Origin of the sequence: Gilliamella sp. A7, from assembly GCF_002142015.1 — a bacterium.
In the GTDB taxonomy this organism is placed as follows: Bacteria; Pseudomonadota; Gammaproteobacteria; order Enterobacterales; family Orbaceae; genus Gilliamella; species Gilliamella apis_A.
This window is the reverse complement of sequence record NZ_NASN01000043.1, coordinates 1-21,296: the sequence shown is the minus strand read 5'-3', so window position 1 is coordinate 21,296 and position 21,296 is coordinate 1. Positions and strand designations below refer to the sequence as shown.

The following is a 21,296-nucleotide window of genomic DNA, read 5'->3' as shown; positions in this document are numbered from 1 at the left end:
TTTTATTATCTTTATATTTGATATTTATTGGTCATAATTCTACCGAGTCAACATTTTCAGCTTATCTAATTGCCTATCTAACATTGCTGTAGTCATTAATAGATTAAAATGATGGAATTATTCAACCTAACATATCGCAATATCAAGCTTATAAGCACAAAATTTTCAGTAAATAGCACTAAAATATTTCATATATAAATCAATTGATTAAGTAAAAAAATCGATGAAATTAGCAAAAAAAAGACCTGATTCGGTTATTTTTACCCAATATGGGGAGTCGTTTCCTAGCAAAACATTTACATTATAAATGATAATCATTCTTAATTAAATATATTAATGATGCTATTAAGTAGCACATTCAATAGTCATTTATTAATTTACCAAAAGTATTCCCTATTGATTATGTAGGTTATGGCTGAATTTAGGAAAATAAAATGAGATACAAATTAGTTTTTACCAATAAAATAACTAATAAAGCTTTAGTTTGTTCTAACAAAAGCATTATTGGTTCACCGTGGTTAATGGCCGGTATTTTATGTTTATCGTTTAACGCAATGGCTGATACAGTTGAAGAAAAAGGCGATAGTAATCAAGTAGAACAATTAATAGTTACTGCTAGGCATGTGAAAGAGTCAGCCAAGGATATTCCATTTACGATCAATATTATTGACGATAAAAAACTGGTTGACCGACGGGAAACGACTTTAGAAAAAGCTTTAAATGATACTGTCGGTGTACAAGTAATTAGTAATATGGGAGCGGCAAAATCGATACGGATGCGTGGTGTCGGTTCTGTATTACCTATGAGTGGAGATGACAGCTCGGTTAGTATTAACGTGGATGGGATGCCACAATCAAAAAGTAATACGACCTTAAATTTACTTGATGTTCAGCGTGTCGAAGTATTAAAAGGCCCTCAAGGTACATTATTTGGTCGAAATAGTGAAGCAGGTGCAATCAATGTTATTTCGAAAAAACCAACTCGTCATTTTGAATCAGCTTTTAGAACCGAATTTGGACAAAATAATCAAATATTAACCGAAGGCGTCATTAGTGGTCCTTTAACCGATCAGTTAAGTGCTCGTTTTGCTGTCCGTTATGATGAAGCAGATAGTATTCTAGAAAATGTTAATGACCATAAACCGGTGAGTATCCTTAGAAATAAAATCGCTAGAGGCACATTGTTATGGGAAGCTTCAGAACTCACTTCTATCTCATTTATTACCGAAATAGAAGATGCTATGGGTATGGATGATATGTATATGATGCGACCTTACGGACATCATCCTAAGATTAACATTCCAAATAGCAGTGACAAAAATGACAAAAATATTTACCGTTTCAATTTAAAAGTAGAACATGAGTTAGATAATAGCTTATTGAGTTCTATTACCGGTTATTCGTATAGTAAAAATGATAGAAGATCACCAATTTATGAAGGTAAGTTGTACCACCATTTAAGTGGTAAGACTCCACCATCTAATTGGTCTTATTTAACTAAAGAAAATCTTTTCACTCAAGAATTTAGAATTTCATCTAAACCTGAAGCACCAATATTTTGGGTTGCTGGTATTAATTACTATACCAATGACCGTCATCGAAATACTTATGATGTTATGGATGTGTTTTATCCAAGTAATGCACTAAATGCAAACATTAGAAGGCAATTTGAAACAGATAATGTCGGTGTGTTTGGTGAAGTCACCTATCCTGTTACAGAAAAACTCAAATTAACAGCCGGTATTCGTCAATCTTACGAAAAGAAGAATTATCATGCAAAATGGTTAGCTAACTCAATTTATTCTGAAAATAATAAAGGTAAATCAACATTAGCTTTTGATAAACAAAAAATAACTGATAACTTTACCACTGGCCGACTAGGTTTGAACTTTTTACTTAATGATTATGCGACCCTATATGGTCTATACTCACGAGGATATAAAACAGGTGGTTTCAATGATGAAGGTACAGATTTCGCTACTGCCGGTCGTTCGGATCAAGCCTATAAATCAGCGTATGTAAACGCTTATGAAATAGGATTAAAAGCTGAAAATAATACGGTAGGATTAAACACAGCAGTATTTTATAACGATACAAAACGTGAACATTTAATGGCTTATAATCCAGCAACGTTTGTCTCTGTGGTTGAAAATTATGATATTCGAAGTTATGGTGTAGAACTTGATGGTTTTTGGAAAGCCCCTGGGAACTTAGACTTTACGGGAGGCATAGGTTACACTAATGCAAAAATAGTCGGTACTCCTAACAAAAGTTTAGCTCATGTAAAAAAACATAACCAAGTACCGGATACATCTCATTGGAACGCAAACTTAACCATTCTACACTCTATACCACTTAATTTAGCTTCAGGAATATCATTGGAAACACAAATAACTGATCGTTATATTGGTTCTCGCCAAGCTGATGTACAAAATAAATTTGGCTTAAAAGCTTATAACAAACTTGATGCTCGAATTGCCGTTAAAACAGAAAATGCTGAATTTTATGTATGGGGCGACAATCTACTAAATAAATCCTATGATTTATGGGGATATCATATTCCGGCTCTGTCTCATGATGGTCCAGATGCAACAATTGGTTCGCCAGGTAGAGGCCGAACTTTAGGAGTTGGTTTTATTTATAACTATTAACAATACTTAATTTTAAAGGGGTACACTTTAAATCAGTTAAATAATAGCTTAACCATGCCGTCATTATTCGAGAAACTTAGACGAATACTGGCGGCGTATCTCTTTAGGTAATACCCCAAACTGTTTTCTAAATGCTGTACTAAAATGACTAATATTACTATAACCCATCATAATTGCCGTTTCAGTAACACTATATTCAGTTAATAACTGTTTAGCTTTATGCATCCTTTCTGTTAAAAAATAAGCATAAATACTTTTCCCAAAAATCTGCTTGAAACCTTTTTTTAACTTACTCTGATTGAGACCTGTTTGTTTAGCTAAACAATTGATAGTAGGAGGACAGGTTAAATCACTTATTAAACAATTACGAGCATGGTTAAGTTGTTGATATTCCCATTGGGTAAATTCATGTTTAGTAGATTGTTGTTCAAAAGACTTAAAATACCAATTTAAGTACTTTAAAACATGAGCATATAGCAATAGACGATTGGTGATTTTACAATCAGTGTTTTGCATTAAATAAAATAGTTGTCGAGCACAAGATAATACATTTTTGTTTTGTTGTATCTGATAATGCTGCAAAAAAAAATTAACTTTTTCATTTAAACAAGAGAATTGAAAATCCATATCTCCAATCAAAACATCCAGTAATTCGGGCATTATCATAACCTCAATATTGCAAAAATCTTTGGAATGTTGTAAATGAAAAATCTCACCATCGGCAAAACCAAAGGTTAAATCTCCTTTTTTACTAACAAATTTTCTATCTTTAATCTGTATACTCAATTTACCTTGTAACTGACAATTGAAACATAAGCAATTTTCACTACTCGAAAAGGTTTTACGAACATCCACTGCATTTAAATCTGCAGCACTATTAATGCATACAGCCAAGCCAGGCTGTAACTCAATATATGAAAGACCTTTACCGCTATAATTTAGACTTTTATTAGTTAGTTGATTATCAAAATACATACATCCTCCAAACAATGCAAACGATAACAAATATCATTTGCATTTACAACATAATAAAGCTACTATTCGTAAGTCGTAATGCTTAGGAGTATCGCATTTGTAATAAGATAATTTTATTATATATACGTATAAAAAATTTTATGGATAATAAAACCATTTCATATCATAAGCAGAAAAGTTATTTTTTATTTATTATTGCGCAACTCTATATCATACAAGGTATCCCTGTCGGATTAGCTTTTGACGCCTACCCTATCTTATTACGTAATTCAGGTGTTTCGTTTTTATATGGGCGCCGTTAGTCGAAAATCATTGGATAACTAAAATAGGCTATCGAAAAAGCTGGTTACTACCAATGCAATGTCTATTAGCAATTTTGATAACCATTATTGCTTTCACCCCTTTTACATCAGAAACCACTACTTATCTTCTTCTGGTTATCATTTTATCTTGTATCGTTTCTGCAACACTTGATATTGCAACTGACGGACTAGCAGCTGATTTATCGCAAAACAACACTATTAGCCAGATAAATAGTATTCAAGTAATGGGCAATATTACTGGTATGCTTATCGGCGGGGCTGGAGTAACAGTTTGTTATGATTATTTAGGAAAAACCTATAGTATCTTACTGTTAGTTGTGATTATTTTTGTATCAATTATACAACTCACTATATGGACAGAGCCTAATTTAGGCCATAATTCACGATCCAATTCACGAGCAAGAATCCACAATTTTTTTAAACGAAAAAATGCTTACAATATGCTATTGCTTGCGATAATGATACCTTTTGCTGGTTCGGTAATTTTGACTACAACTAAATTTATTTTACTGGATCATGAATTCTCTGTGAGTGATGTTGGTATTTATACCGGTATTGGTGGTTATTTAACTATGCTTTTAGGTTGTGCCATTGCTGCCTATTTACTAAAAACTAAACACCCTTATCAAACGCTAAAACTTGGTTTCGCTCTACTCTTTTTTCTAATTCTGTTTTGGTGTTTACTTTACAATATCCCTGATTATATTAATCCTATTACGACTACCATTATGATGACTATTTTAGGTATTAGTATTGGAACGATTAATGTTAGTATTTACACCATTACAATGATTTTTGCCAAACAAGGAATGCAAACCGCTACAGATTATGCTATTTTTCAAAGTAGTTTATTATTCTCAGAAATAATCGGTTCCTCAATTTCAATGACAATCGCTGAATACTTTAATTATCTCATTGCCTTTTTATTGGCGCTAATAAGTATTATTGTTATTAACTTAATGATTAGAAATAAATAATAATTTGTAATTTTTCAATATTTTGTATAACCCTTTTGAGCATAACAATACGTTTTAGTCTATTAATACATAACTATTGATTATTGTTTGTCTAATGATAAAAATGTATTACAACTTACTCTAATAATTTCAAACCAACAATAGATAACAAATTGATTTAATTTCAATTTTAGTTCATCATATTCCTTAGTTTTATTTAATGTTAATGAGGCGAACAGGATTGTAACAGAAGTTTATGATTCGATTTCAGAACAAGATTGGGGGTTAAGTAATTCAAACGATAAGGTAAAATCAGTCATTTGACTAAAAGAAATCCAAACCATAAAAAGGATACTAAGACAGTTAGAGCAAAATATTTTGTTAAAAGCACAAAAAACAATATTAATGCCCAACAACCCACAAAGCCCAATTAAAAATCTTTGGGCTTAATTATTTTTAGTACCGTAGTTTAATAATAGATCAAATGTTATAAAAAAGATTATCGTAATACTAATATAAGTAATTACTTTTCACACAGAGAAAATCAGATACACCGCAATTACAACGTAATTTTAGCTTCAATTATCAGGCCTAACTTTATTAATAATTGATTACTGCCAAAATTGAGCGAGTTGCAAAGGAATAACTTGTATATTGCCAACTATTGGATATAAAGAAGCCAAAGACAACCTATAATCATTGCCAAAGCTTTGACTATAAACGAACCAGCGTGTGTGGTTAATTTCAACGATCTCATCATTACAAAAAGGGAATGGTAACTCAAACGAAGATGGTGAAAGATAAAACCCCTGCCCTTGAGCTTTCATAATTGCTTCTTTTAAAGTCCATAATTGAAAGAAATCAAAATGTGGATTATCAAGTGCAATTTGATACTCATTTTCAGTCATAACATTCTGGTAGTCAATAATGTTAATTGGCGTAATATATTCAATATCAATGCCAATTTCGCCATTAGTACTATATACACAAGCAACCCAATCATGAGCATGTGAAATATTGAAATGTCCTTGCATCGAATGAATAAATGGTTTTCGATAAGGACCGTAATCAATGAGGGGTAAACTGGATTGTTGAAATTTTTCATGACGCTGCAAAGAATAAAGCAACAGCATTTTGCCAACTAAATTGCGACATTTATCTCGATCAAATCTGAATTTCTCGATATCTAACTGTGCAGAGTGGCTAAGTATTTTTTTTTGATCTTTTAAAACAGACCACGACAGATTATTGATATTCGCTAAATAAATAAAGTTCATTATCTTTACCTAAAAAGCATCCCCTTAAAATAAAATTTTTTAAGGGGATAATTAACATTAAGGTTATAAAATCTCAGCTAAGATCTCTTGTTCATGAGATAAAATTGTGTAGTGACCACAATCTAACTTAACCAATTTTAATTGAGAATTATCTTGTAAATAGGTATCAATATTATTTAATACATATTTTTCAGCTATATCTCCACCTTGTTCAATCTGTGTAGCTTTAAACAACACTACTTGAGTCTGTTTCAATTGAGCTGATAACGGCTGTACAACGAGCTTGTTATCAATTTTTGCAAAATTCTCAATTTCACCGCGTACATGTGCAGGTATATTTAATCGATCCATAGCACGAGTAATGTTAACTGGATGCTTATATTGATCTAAATCCCGCTCTTTTAATAGCCAAGAATCCAATAGATAAACTTCAATATTTTCGATTCCTTGCTGTTCAAGTAGTACTGCGATTTGTAACGCAATGTTGCCACCTAAAGACCAACCAAATAATTTTATTGGCTGATCTTTTGTTGCAACTATACTGATATGATCCAGATAATATTGCGCTAATACATTGAGATCCTCAATAGGTTTGTCATGATATAAATTGTAAGAATCTACACCAAAACAGCTGTATTTTGAGGATAACTTATTCGCTAATGATTGATAAACATCACAACCGCTCAATCCAGGGTGGATCATGAAAATTTGTGGTTTTTCATGATTAGTTCTTAATTCCACAATAGGATTAAACTGCTGTTGAGTCGTTGAGATTTTTTTCGCTAACTCACGAATCGTATTGACGCTTAAAATATCAACTAAACGCATTTTAACTTTAAACGCATCATTAATTCGGTTATTAAGCATCATAGCTAAGATACTATTACCACCTAATCGGAAGAAACTATCTTGCATACTAATTTCTTCAGCAGGAATTTTAAGGATATTAGCAACGACTTCACATAATGTTCTTTCAGCATCATTTTCTGGCGCGACATACTCAACCTTATCGGTAAGCTCTGGTTTTGGTAGCGCTCGACGGTTTAACTTACCATTTGAGGTAATTGGTAATTCAGTTAAATATATAAATGCTGACGGAATCATATATCCTGGTAAAGTTTCACTTAAATGAGCTTGTAATAATTGGCTATCAATCTCCTCATTAGCAAGATAATAAGCAACCAAATATTTGCTGCCCGAAGCCTGTTCATAAGCGATAACGATACTATGTTTGATTCCATCATATTGGGTTAATCGAGCTTCAATTTCACCAAGTTCAATTCTGAATCCACGAATTTTAACTTGGAAGTCATTACGACCTAAATACTCAATATTACCATCAACTAAAGAACGAACAAGATCGCCAGTTTTATAAATTCGACCATTGTAATCTTGCGCTTTTTCTGCTTCTGTTTGGAACGGATTAGCAATAAAACGTTCATTCGATAATGGAATATTATTTAGATAACCTCTAGCAACATTATCACCACCTACATACAACTCACCTATTCCGCCAATAGGTACTGGTTGTAATAATTCATTAAGAACATAAGCTGAAGTATTAGCAACAGGTTTACCAATTAATACTTGTGAAATATTCGGATTATTACAATCATAATAAAGTACATCAATGGTTGCTTCTGTTGGTCCATAAAGATTGTGTATCTCACAGTTTGGCATCAACACTTGACATTTTTTCACTTCATAAAGGTTAAGTGCTTCACCACTACAGAACAGATATTTTAATCCCTGAACTTTTGGAACCAAATTAGGTTGTGCTTCTAATGTTTCCACAAATGCAACTAACATAGATGGTACAAAATGTAATACGGTGATTTGTTCAGCTTCAATCAACTCTGCAAGATAGACATTATCTTTATAAAGTTCTGAATGAGCAAAGACAATACAAGCACCATACCAATTCGCCCAAAATAGCTCCCACACCGAGACATCAAAGGTATAATTCGTTTTTTGTAAAATATGATCCTTTTCAGTAATCGGATATTCGTTATTCATCCAAATAATACGGTTAACCGCGCCTTGATGTTCTAACATTACACCTTTTGGCATACCGGTCGTACCACTGGTATAAATCACATAAGCTAAGTTTTTAGGCTGAGCTAATGGTGTTGGGTTAGTTGTTGGATATTTAGTTAAGCAATCAATAGTTTGTGAGGATTGCAAGTTCAATGCAACTTGATCCTTAGAAACTAACGAATTGATTTTTTCATAACTTAAGTTAGTAGTTAATACAACCTTAGCTTTCGTATCTTCGATCATATAACTGAGACGATCTTCTGGCATATTAGGATCCATTGGTACATAAGCCCCTCCTGCCTTCAAGATAGCTAAGATACTTACTAACATATATTTACAACGTTCAAGACAGATTGCCACCAAATCATCAGGTTGAATATCAAAGTTTTCACGCAAATAATGTGCTAATTGATTAGCTTGTTCATTAAGCTCTCGATAGGTCAAACGATCATTTTCATAAACTAAAGCTAGATTATTTGGTGTTTTTAATACTTGTCTTTCAAACAATTGATGCATTGTCACATCTGTCGGATAATCGCAACGCGTCTTATTCCAATCAAAGATCACTTTTTGATAAGTTGAGTTATCAATTAAACGTAAGTCTGACAGAACTTGTTGCTGTTGATACATCTTTGTAAATTGCTGCAAGATAGATTCATAAATAGTGATATAGTGTTCAATAGTCTGCGGCTTATAAAGTTTAGTCGCATAATTGAATAATCCTGTTATCGCAGGTTTAGAATCATCAAGCATCACGGTCATATCAAATTTAGCAGCTTGATAACTTGCATTGTCATTATAATAACGTTGCAATAAATTATCCTCTTTCCCATCTTCACCAAATGACTGTACGCCAAACATTACTTGGAAAATAGGATGTCGCGAAGTATCTTTTTCAATAGATAACGCATCCACTAAGCGCTCAAATGGTAGATCTTGATATTGTTGAGCTTGTGTAATTAATTCACTAGTCTGCAAAATGAACATTTTTAGGCTGTCGCTTGGTTCAATACATTTTCTTAATGCTAATGTATTAACAAAGAAGCCAATGGTATTTTCTGTACCCTGATAATTTCTTCCTGCAATTGGTGAACCAATGACAATATCTTTTTGATTACTAAATGAACTAAGTAATAAATAGAAACCACTGAGTAGCACAGAATAAACACTAACATTGAGTTCTTTTGCCAATGAACGTATTTGTTGGCTGACATCATTATCAAGCTCAAACATAACATTTTGACCTGTATAATCAATTTGTTGTGGACGAACGTAGTCTGTCGGCAAATTAAGCGGTTCAAAATCAGCTAGTTGATTTCGCCAGAACTGCAATTGCTGATTCAAAATATCACCTTGCAAATACTGCCGTTGCCATAAAGCAAAGTCTTTATATTGCACTTCGACAGGTGGTAAGTTAAGTGTTACCGTTTGATTACTATCACCTAAAGATAAAACCTCATAGTATTGATATAACTGTCTGAACTCATTAATGAACAGATCAATTGACCAACCATCAAATGCAATATGGTGGATCACAATACTCATATAATACTCTTGAGCTAATTGATAGCGACAAATCGAAATCGGTAACTCATGAGATAACATTATTACTTTGTATATATGATTATGAATCGCTTTATCTAATTCAGCTTGGCTATCACAATAATGATTTTCGATTACCAACGGTTGCTGTTGCAAACTTATTACTTGTTGGTAGGCAATACCATCTGCTGTATTTTTAATTAATGAACGCAATACTTCATGGCGCTGAACAATTTCTTGTAAAGCTTGCTCAACAAACGAGATATTAGTCTCTGGCAGAAGTTTAAATACTAGTGGTATATTGTATGCGTTGCTACCTCCTTCATAACAATCAATGAACCATAAGCGTTCCTGCGCAAAGGATAATCTCTGTTCTTGTTCATTAGCCACCTTTTGTATGGTAATTGATTGACGTTTTTGGTGATTACTGTCAATAAATTTCGCAATTTCCTGAATGGTACGATATGTAAAAATATCACCTACACGCACATCACGTTCAAAAGTTTTAGCTATTCTGCTTGACAACTTAATAGCTAAAATACTGTTACCACCTAATCTGAAGAAGTCATCGACCACACTAATTGAATCAATATCCATATCTAATAGTTCAGCAATATCAGCAACTAACTGTTGTTCTGTCACTGTACTAGGAGCAACATAACTTTCTTGCATAACAAAGTTAGGTTTTGGCAATGCTTTACGATCAATTTTACCATTCACATTAACAGGCATAACCGTTAAGTGTACAAAGGCTGCTGGAACCATATATTCAGGTAATGATTTTTCTAAATAGCTGGTTAATTCAGTCTGATCTATGGCTGTATCAGATACATAATAAGCAGCAAGATATTTGTTACCTTGGTTATTAGTCAGCGCCACAACAAGTGCCTGCTTAATTTGAGGATGACTGATTAATCGCGTTTCAATCTCACCTAATTCAATTCTGAAACCACGAATTTTAACCTGAAAATCATTACGACCAATATATTCAATATGACCGTTTGGTAAATAACGAACCAGATCGCCCGTTTTATAGATTCGAGCATTATAATTTTGCGCTTTCTCCTCACTGGTTTGGAATGGATTTGCGATAAATGTCTGATTTGTTAATTCAGGGTTATTTAGATAACCACGGCCAACACCAGCACCACCGATATATAATTCACCAATGACACCAGGAGGCACAGGGCGCAAATATTCATCAAGAACATATAAAGTCACGTTTTTAATGGCTGTTCCCAAATCTGTATTTAAGTCATCTTTATTATAACGATGAGCCATAGCCCAAACAGTCGTTTCACTTGGTCCATAAACATTAATTAACTTGATACCCTGCTGGCAGTAAAGATTAACTAATTTAGCATTAACTGCTTCACCACCCACGGTCAAAACAGGAACAGAAAGCAGTTCATCTTGATCGAGTAAAGCTGGTGGAATAAAGGCAAAATCAATATGTTGATCTTGGGTATATTTTGATAATGCTATAAAGTCTAAACGTTTATCTTCTGACAGAATGTGCAACTGATGACCATTAAGTAAGGCGTTATATATTTCGAAAGCATGCGCATCAAAAATATAATTTGAATACCACAGAACATTTTTCTGTTCTTGTTCATTATGAGATGGCTGTAGATCTAAAATGTCTTGCTGAACTGTTGCTAAATTAGCTATTCCATGGTGCTCGATCATTACCCCTTTTGGTAGTCCAGTGGTACCACTCGTATAAATCACATACGCCAAATGATGGGCTTGTGTTGATGTAACCAGATTGTGCTTATCAAACTGTGAAAGTTTGTTATTCATTGATGGATCATCAACAGCAATAACTTCTGGTTGCAGTTCAGTTTTTAATTGAATTAATTCTTTAGCATAATGTGCGTGAGTTAACACTCCTTTCGCTTTAGTATCATTAAAAATTAACTCTACTCGTTCTGCTGGCGTACTTGGACTAATCGGCACATAAGCAGCGCCTGCTTTCAGCACAGCTAAAATACTTACTATCATATATTGCGATTTATCTAAATATAACGCAATTAAATCATCAGGTTGAATTGATAATTGAGATCGTAAATAATTTGCCAGTTGATTCGCTTGTTCATTCAAACTTTGATAGGTTAATGTTATCCCTTCATAAACAACTGCAATAGAGTCAGGTGTTTTCTGAACTTGCTCTTCAAACAATCGGCTCGCGAGTTTATGATTTTCAAATGGAACGATATTTTTTTGTTGGTTAACGATTAATTGGTCATACTCTTGCTCAGTTAATAAATTAAGCTTAGATGCCTCTATAGCTGGATTTTTAGCTAAATGTGTTAAGGTTAATTCTATTCCTTTCAATACACGTTCTATAGCTGTGTCATTAAAGAGTTCTCCAGCATATTTGATTTTAATCGATAACTTACCTGCACTCTCGAAGACCACAATTCCGAGAGGATAATCAAGTTTTTCATGACCACCTTGAAACACAATTTTTAATTCATCTTGTTCGCTTTCTGATAATGGATAATTTTCAAATACGAATAATGAGTTAAATAAACGTGTACCAGATTTTTGTAATTCAATCAGATTGATATTACTGTTATTATTCACATTATTAATATGTGATTGTAACATTTTGATAGTTTCAATGACGCTACCATCAGTATGCTCTAAAATTACAGGTAATGTATTAATATAAAGTCCGATAGAGTTTTCTATACCGTCAATCGGTAAATTACGACCTGATAACGTCATACCAACAACGGTAGTGTTGCTATTACCAAAAATGCTTAATTGTTGATGCCAGCAATATTGAACCAAAGCATTTAATGTAAACTCATTGTTTTTACATAAAGATTTTAATTCTTCACATTGTTGGGAACCAATCTCTATCGAAATTTCTTGTGGATCTTCAACATATTTATGGTCAGATAAATTAATATGTCCTAAATCCGCTTTTAATAAGCTCTCTAGATTTTCAGGTTCAAGTTCAACATTAAGGTATTGTTTCCAGAATAATGCCGTCTCATTGGTTTTACTTTGTAAGTAAGATTGTGCAGCTAAATAGCTACTATCTTCTTGGATAATAACTTCTTTTTGATGTAATAAAGATAAATAATTTTGATGTACATCATTGAGTAAGATAGGTAAACTCCAACCGTCTAAAATAGCATGATGATTATTAAATAAACATTGATAATACTCATCAGAACATTTAACTAAGGTTACTCTAAATAGTTGGCCTTTCATTAAATCATAACCGATTTGTTCATCTTGTTTAATCAATTTATTGATACTTACTTGTTGTTGCTCTTGAGTTTGATTGCTAAGATCAACAAATTGCCAAGCAAAATCAGATTGTTTATCAATAATCTGTACCAGCTCTTCCACCCATGAGAAACGTAATCGTAATGATGGGAATTTTTGCTGTGTAAGATGCCATGCTTGTTTAAGCAAATTGATATCCAGTGAATTGTGATAATCCCAAATCATCTGAATTCGATAAGCATTATCCGAATCTCCCTGCGAAACAGCATGATAGATAAACCCTTGCTGTAAACTATTTGCAGGATAAATTGCCTCTATTTCTTTATCGCTCTGTAATGAATTAAGCAGTGTTGGAGAGATCACGTTATTAATATCAGATTGTGTCAAATAGCTTCGTTCAATCTGTACTAGTTGATCAATGAGCTCATTAAGCTGCTGAGTAAATGCCGTAACTAAAGCTTCACCGTGTACATTATTGACGTATCCTGTAATAGCAAATTGTAATTGATCATCCAAAATACCGCCATTGACGGATAAAAAGTCAGTCATGCGATTATTTGAAGACATTTCTAAACCACTATCTTCATCGCTAAAGCGCCATTTATTAGCTTTTTCAGTACTATCAAATTGACCTAAATAGTTAAAGCTAATCGCTGGTAAAGCTTGTTTAATATAACCTACCAAATAACCGTAACCTACACCATGGTTAGGTATTTGTCTTAAGGTATCTTTAATCATGGCAACATTATTAATAACATTCTGGTTATTCACCATTAGTTTAACTGGATACATACTGGTAAACCAACCAACCGTGTTATTAATATCAATTTCACTGTAGAGATCTTCTCGTCCATGACCTTCTAATAAAATATAGTGATCATTACCACTGAATACCAATTTTAACGCTTGCGCGAGCGCTGTTAATAAAATATCGTTAATTTCTGTTCCATATACCTTATTAACTTGGCTAAGTAAACGAGATGTTTGCGCTTTAGATAGCTGCATTTTAGCTTGATATAGCGTATCAACACGATGTTGATCTAGATGATTATGATACTGATTAATATCAGCCAATATAGTTTGCCAATACGCAGATTCTTGCGCATTGGCAATTAGCGTTGAATATTGCTGTTGTTTATTGATCCATTGACGATAACTACTACCTTTTTCACCAAGAATATCTTTAACATTGATATTCGCATCAACAGATGATTGTTGGCTTAAATATTGATAAATAGCTTCTAGGTCATCTTTAATGATACGCCAACTTACTACATCAATATTTAAATGATGTGCAGCGACATGAATACGAGCAGAATTATCATCAAAACCAGTTAAATAACCAAAATGACATAACGCCCCTTGATTAAAGGTAAAATGGCTTTGCCAATCAGTCAATAATTGTTGAATCTTATCTTGTGACCAACCGGATATATTTTGAGTAGAAAATGGCAACAGATCAGGCAATGATTGATATGTTGCGGCTGAATCATGATAATTAACCCGTAACATATCATGATATTCAAGCAATTTTTGGACACTTAGTTTGAGTAAATCAACGTTTAGCATTGGAACTTTAAGCAAAAAGGCTTGATTCCAATGGTGATAGTCTTGGAATCGGCCAACTTCAACTTCTTTAAAGAACCACTGTTGAATAGGTGAAAGTTCAAGAGTTCCAGTTAAAATTCCTTGTTCGGTTTCCACATTGACTTTTGATTCATGGCGATTATTAATCACATGATTGCTTAAAGCTTCTACTGTTCTTAAATTAAAAATATCTTTAATGGATAGATAATAATTAAGAGCCTGTTTAATTCGGTTGGTAAGCTGGATACTGCTAATACTGTCCGCACCGAGTTTAAAGAAGTCATCATGAATACTGATTTCATTGGCTTGTAAACCAAGTATATTGGCAAAGGTTTGACAAAAAACAGCTTCAGTTTCATTTGTTGGACCAACGTAGTTTTGCTCATCAAGAAGCTGTGGTGTTGGTAACGCTTTACGATCCAATTTACCATTCATGTTCATTGGCATAGCGTCAAGATAAACAAACGCAGCTGGGATCATATATTCAGGAAGAGACTTCTGTAAATAATCAATTAGTTGATCTTGAGTCAATGGTTGTTTAGCCACATAATAAGCTGCAATATATTTAGCGCCAGCACTATTTTTCAAAGCTAGTACAGCAGCTTGTTGAATATCTGGATGACTAATTAAACAAGCTTCAATTTCTGCAAGTTCAATTCTGAATCCACGAATTTTAACTTGGAAATCATTACGACCAATATAATCAACATTACCGTCAGCTAAATAACGAACTAAATCACCTGTTTTATAGATTCGCGCATTATAATTTTGCGCCTTTTCAACAACAGTCTGGAATGGGTTTTGAATAAATACTTTATCTGTCAGTTCTGGTTTATGTAAATAACCACGACCAACACCTTCCCCTCCAATATAAAGTTCACCAATTGCCCCTTCAGGTACAGGACGAAGTTGTTCATCTAAAATATACAATGAAGTATTTGTCAACGCTTTACCGATTGGAACACTGTAAATAAATGGTTCTTGAGCTAAATTAGTTAAATAAGTAACAGCAAATACAGTGGTTTCAGTTGGACCATAACCATTAACCACTTTGACATGCGGATAAAGTTGATGACATTTATTGATATGATGTGCCGATAAAGCTTCACCACCGACAAGTATGTAATTTAATAATTTTAAATTAGCAACTTCATTATCGATTAACGCATTGAAAAAGGTGGTTGTACAGAAGAAATTAGTAATTTTTTTATCGGCAATTAACTCATTAAACTGTTCTAAATCTAAAAATGTCTCTTTTTCAATAATAACTAACGGTACACCATTAAGTAAAGGTGTGTAAAAATCATAAACAGAACCGTCAAATTGATAACCTGAGATACTTAATAAACGATCGTCAGAATTGATTTTGACATAATTAGCATTAACAATATAGTTATTAAGATTTCTATGCTCTATGAGTGTTCCTTTTGGATTTCCGGTTGTTCCACTCGTATAGATAACATAAGCTAAATCATGCGGTTTCACTTTAATCAAAAGATTATCTTTCGCATAATGTTGTAGATTGTCAACAAAATCAGCTTGATCAACAGCTACTATGGATAAATTAGAGGCTAAACCAGTTAATTTATTACAATGATTTTCGGTTGTAAGAACTGCTTTAACTTGCGCATCTTGCATTATGAATTCGTTACGAGTATCTGGTGCATTAGGATCCAATGGAACATAGGCTCCACCGGCTTTCAAAATAGCTAAGAAGCAGATCAAGATATATTGTGAACGATCGAGATAAAGACCAATCAAATCGTTAGGTTTTATATCAAAATGCTCTTTAAGGTAACGCGCTAGCTGATTGGATTGCTCATTAATTTGTTGATAAGATAGCTCATTATTCTGGAAAATGACTGCAATATTATCAGGTATTTGCTGAGCTTTTTCTTCAAACAATTCTGCAATAGACTTATCCCTTGCATAAGGTTGAAACGGTTTATTTTTATCAAAGACCAATCTATCGAAAGTAGCCGCATCAACTAACCGCATTTCAGTTAACGGTTGTTCTAACTCACACATTTGAGCAAACTGTTCTAAAATCGTTTGATAAATAGTGATGTAGTGCTCAATTGTTTCTTGGCGGTAGAGTTTGCAAGCATAATTAAATAGACCAGTAATAGCTGATTTAGAGTCATCAAGCATTACTGTCATATCAAACTTAGCAGATTGATAATTAACAACTTCACTTTGATATAAACTTAATAGCTCTTCAATTTTACCATTATGTATCGCTGACCCAAATGATTGTACACCAAACATTACTTGAAATATTGGGTGCCGTGAAGAATCTTTTTCAATAGCTAATGCATCAACTAATCGTTCAAATGGCAAATCTTGATATTGTTGAGCTTGGGTGACTAACTCACTGGTTTGTAAAATGAATGATTTTAAACTGTCTTTCGGATCAATACATTTACGTAGTGCGATAGTATTAACAAAAAAGCCTATAGTATTTTCAATACCTGAATAATTTCTACCCGCAATTGGAGAACCAACAACCACATCTTTTTGATTGCTAAAAGTACCTAATAATAGATAGAAACCACTTAATAATATTGAATAGACACTTACATTAAGTTCATTAGCTAATGAACGGATTTGTTGACTTATTTGTTCGTTAAGTTCAAAAGGAATATCATGGCCAGTGTAATCAATCTCCCTTGGACGTGGATAATCAGTAGGCAGATTAAGTTGTTCAAAATCTTCTAACTGTCCTTTCCAAAAATTTAATTGATTATTTAAAAAATCACCTTTTAAAAGCTCACGTTGCCATAAAGCGAAATCTTTATATTGAACTTCGACTGCTGGTAAACGTAATGTTTCAGCGAATTGGTTATCACCTTGAGATAAAGCGCTAACATAATGATAAAGATTGACTAACTCGTCTAAAAAGACATCTGTTGACCAACCATCAAATGCAATATGATGAATAACAATGCTTAAATAACTGTCACCAGCAAATTGATAACAGCATACATAAATCGGTAATTCTTCAGATAAATTAAATATTCTATGCAGATCCTCATAAATTGTCGCTTCAAGTTCTGCTTTGCTTGAACAGTTTTGTTTATTTATCTTCCATGGGGATTTTTGTAAATCAATAACTTGCTGATAGCCAATACCTTGTGCATTCGTTTTAATTAATGAACGTAAAACTTCGTGTCGTTCGATAATTGCGTATATTGCTTTTTCAAGTAGATTAATATCTGTCGTGCTTGTTAGTTTAAATGCCAATGGAACATTATAAGCATTACTACCACCTTCATAAGAATCGATAAACCATAGACGTTCTTGCGCAAAGGATAATAATTGTTGCTCAATATGTTTAACAGGCATGACATTGATTATCTGTCTTTTTTCCTGATTCTTATCAATGAATTGAGCTATTTTTTGCGTGGTACGTAAAGTAAAAATATCAGCCACTCGAATAGAACGGTCAAATTCTCGAGTTAACTTACTTGATAATTTGATAGCTAAAATACTATTACCACCTAAACGGAAGAAATCATCTGTAACACTGATAGCACTCGCTTCAAATCCTAATAAACTGGCAATTGCTTCTACGATTGAATTCTCAGTCGTTGAGCTAGGTGCAACATAGCTAGTTTGGGTTAGTAAGGTTGGTTTTGGTAATGCTCTTTGATCAGTTTTACCATTAATCGTCATAGGCATAGCGAGTAAATGAACAAATGCTGAAGGAACCATATAATCAGGTAACACATTGTTTAAATATGCTACTAATTCTTCTGAATCAATTTCATTATCAGCGACATAATATGCAGCTAAATATTTATAACCACCTTGATTATTTAGTGCTAATACTGCAGCTTGTTTGATCTGTGGATGCATCATTAAATGCGTTTCGATCTCACCAAGCTCTATACGAAAACCACGGATTTTTACTTGGAAGTCATTACGACCGATATATTCAATATTACCATCTGGCAACAAACGGACTAAATCACCTGTTTTATATATGCGATCATTGTAGTTTTGCTTTCGTTCATCTTCAGTTTGAAATGGATTTTTAATGAACACTTTATTAGTCATTTCAACATTGTTCAGATAACCACGACCGACTCCTGCACCACCAATATAAAGCTCACCAATACAGCCTACAGGTACTGGACGACGTTGTGGATTTAAAACATATAACGTGGTATTTGGTAAGGCTACACCAATAGGAACATTGTTAACAAATGATGTTTTACATTGATTAGTTAGATAAGTCGTAGCAAGACAAGTCGTTTCTGTTGGGCCATAAGCATTCAAGAGGTTGACATTTGGGTATAACTTAAGACACTTATTCACGTGAACCGCTGATAAGGCTTCTCCTGCTGCTAGAATATAATGTAATTTTGCTATATTAGGCAACTGAGCATCAATTAACGTATTGAAAAATGTTGATATAGCTAGGATATTGGTAATATGATATTGCTCAATTAACTGATTAAATTTATCTAAATCTAAGAGATTTTCTTTAGCTGTAATAACGACTCCAGCACCATTGAGTAATGCCATGAATATTTCATAAATTGATGCATCAAAATGATATCCTGCAATACATAATATGCGATCTGACTCATCAACTTCGACGTAATTAGCATCAACGATTAAACGATTAACACTGTGTTGCTCAATTAAAGTTCCCTTCGGATTTCCCGTTGTACCACTAGTATAAATAACATAAGCTAAATCATTAGGTTTAGTTTCGATAACAGTATTATCTGTTGAATAATTTTGTAAGGCTGCAATAAAAGATGAATTATCAACCGGAATACTTACAACAGCTGGCATTAACTCATTCAGTTTATCAACATAATGAGATTGTGTAATAACTGCACGAATGTTGGCATCCTCTAAAATATATTTATTACGTTCAGGAGGTGCTGTTGGATCGATCGGAACATAGGCGGCTCCAGATTTAAGTACTGCCATAATAGCAACAATAATTTGTTCAGTACGATCTAAATAAAGGCCCACTAAATCATTTGGTTTGATAGAAAAGTTATCTTGAAGGTAATGAGCAAATTGATTGGCTTTGTTGTTTAATTCAGCGTAGGACATCTCAATTTGTTCAAAAAGCACAGCGGTATTGTTTGGTGTTTTTTGACATTGCTCTTCAAATAATTGAGCAATTATTTTATCACTCTTATAAGGTTGTTGAGTTTGATTTAAATCATGAATTAAAACTTTTAATTCATCTTCATCCAGTACTTCAATATCATTTATTAAAATATCGGCTTGATCATTACTTAAATAGTTAAGTAATTTTATAAATAGTCTCTGATAGAACATCACAAGTTGTTCAACCAGTTGTTTATCAAACTGCTGTTCACTAAATTTAACACGATAGTTAATTTGGTTGTTATGTTCTTCTTGCTCAAATACCAATTTATTAGATAAATCTATTTGAAATTCATGATTAACGGCTTCATCAATCATCCCATTTAGATTCATTTTATGATCTCGAACAAAAGTTTGCACAAACGCCACATCCAGAATATTAGCATTCTCAGCAAATTGCATAATATCATAAACTGGTAAATATTTAGCGCCAGTTTGTTTAACCTTTTTATAATGAAGCAAAATATTTTGTATAACAGATTCTAAAGTTGAATTTTCTTCAAAACGGTAAACAACCGGTAATGTATTAATATGGGCACCGTAGATTAATTCTTTACCTTCATTAAAAGCAATTGGATAAACAAGAGGGATTGCGCTTTGAGACGTCATTTTGTTTAATAACAACGCTGTTACCAATTGACCAAATAAATAAGGTGTTATCTTATATTTGCGCCGTATTGCTTTAACTTGATTATAAATATTTTCATCATAGCTAAAAGTAAATTCACTAATATAAGGCTTAAATCGATTTAATTGATTTAATTGCTTTGGTTTTTCGGTTGCTAACTTTAAGAAAGTAAAATCGATATTTTTTACATCTTGTAACTCTTCTTTCCAGAAATCCTCCATCTGCTGTTTTTGCGTTGTTAGAATTTCATGATACGAATCATTAAGTTTTTCATGCAGTTGAGCCTGTGCTTCATATGACGGTAACTCATAAGGTATATCGTTATAATATTGACTTAGTTTATCCCAAAACTCTTGAGTACTTACTCCATCAACTAAAATATGATGAAAGACTAAAATAATTCGATATTGTTGATTATCAATTTGAATAATATGAAGTTTTGCAGGGATATCCTTTTCTAAATCAAAAGGCTCTGAAACTATTTTACTGATATCTTCGTTAGTTAAGGGGTGATCGTGATAAACTAATAATGTTTTTAATTTATCTTCTGTGATTGATTCTCTTTTTTGCCAGAAGATACCATCTTCATGATTTACAATGAAACTCCTGAAAACAAAATGCTCATTAACAATATTCTTAAAACTTTCAAAAAGTTTTGTTCGATTAAGTTCTCCAGAGATTATATTATCACAAACAATGTTGTAATCACTTCTTGATGGGTTTGCTAACCATTCGTAATAAAAAATTGATTGATAGGGAGTAAGTCTTATTTTTTTCATTTTTGTTGCCTATAAAAATAGTATTTGTTTTATAAAATTACAATCATTTCGTACTACTCCTTTTTTATCGCTACTACACAAGTTTTCGATTCCTTTATGAAAACCTAATAACTAACGTTGATAACTTAAATTTTTTTCAATTTATATACTATATATATT

6 protein-coding genes and 1 pseudogene are annotated in these 21,296 nt (G+C 32.9%); 4 read left to right on the top strand and 3 right to left on the bottom strand.

The annotated features are described in order from the left end of the window. Positions 1-434: 434 nt before the first annotated feature. The gene (locus tag B6D18_RS09650; protein ID WP_086364261.1) at positions 435-2,651 is read left to right on the top strand and encodes a TonB-dependent receptor; all 2,217 of its coding nucleotides are present in this window, start codon (positions 435-437) and stop codon (positions 2,649-2,651) included. 63 nt (positions 2,652-2,714) lie between these two features. On the opposite strand, the gene B6D18_RS09645 is transcribed toward B6D18_RS09650, so the two are convergent. Continuing rightward, entirely contained in the window at positions 2,715-3,626 is a 912-nt protein-coding gene (locus B6D18_RS09645; protein ID WP_086364260.1) for a helix-turn-helix transcriptional regulator, read from the bottom strand. Positions 3,627-3,766: 140 nt separating this feature from the next. On the opposite strand from B6D18_RS09645, the gene B6D18_RS12515 reads away from it, so the two are divergent. From B6D18_RS12515 to B6D18_RS09640, 3 genes and pseudogenes are all read left to right on the top strand, one after another. Beyond that, positions 3,767-3,928 (top strand): hypothetical protein, encoded by a 162-nt coding sequence (locus B6D18_RS12515; RefSeq protein ID WP_144063974.1) that lies wholly within the window; start codon positions 3,767-3,769, stop codon positions 3,926-3,928. Continuing rightward, positions 3,913-3,969 (top strand): annotated as a pseudogene (locus B6D18_RS13035) (hypothetical protein); the annotation flags it as partial. The gene B6D18_RS12515 and the pseudogene B6D18_RS13035, both read left to right, overlap by 16 nt. A gap of 12 nt (positions 3,970-3,981) precedes the next feature. Further along, entirely contained in the window at positions 3,982-4,926 is a 945-nt protein-coding gene (locus B6D18_RS09640) for an MFS transporter (RefSeq protein ID WP_371328895.1), read from the top strand. 590 nt (positions 4,927-5,516) lie between these two features. Here the strand turns inward: B6D18_RS09640 and B6D18_RS09635 are convergent. Continuing rightward, a complete protein-coding gene (locus B6D18_RS09635; protein WP_086364258.1) occupies positions 5,517-6,182 on the bottom strand; it encodes a 4'-phosphopantetheinyl transferase superfamily protein in 666 nt (221 codons plus the stop codon). Between the two features lie 63 nt (positions 6,183-6,245). Next, a complete protein-coding gene (locus B6D18_RS09630) occupies positions 6,246-21,137 on the bottom strand; it encodes a non-ribosomal peptide synthetase (protein ID WP_086364257.1) in 14,892 nt (4,963 codons plus the stop codon). Between the last annotated feature and the right edge of the window lie 159 nt (positions 21,138-21,296).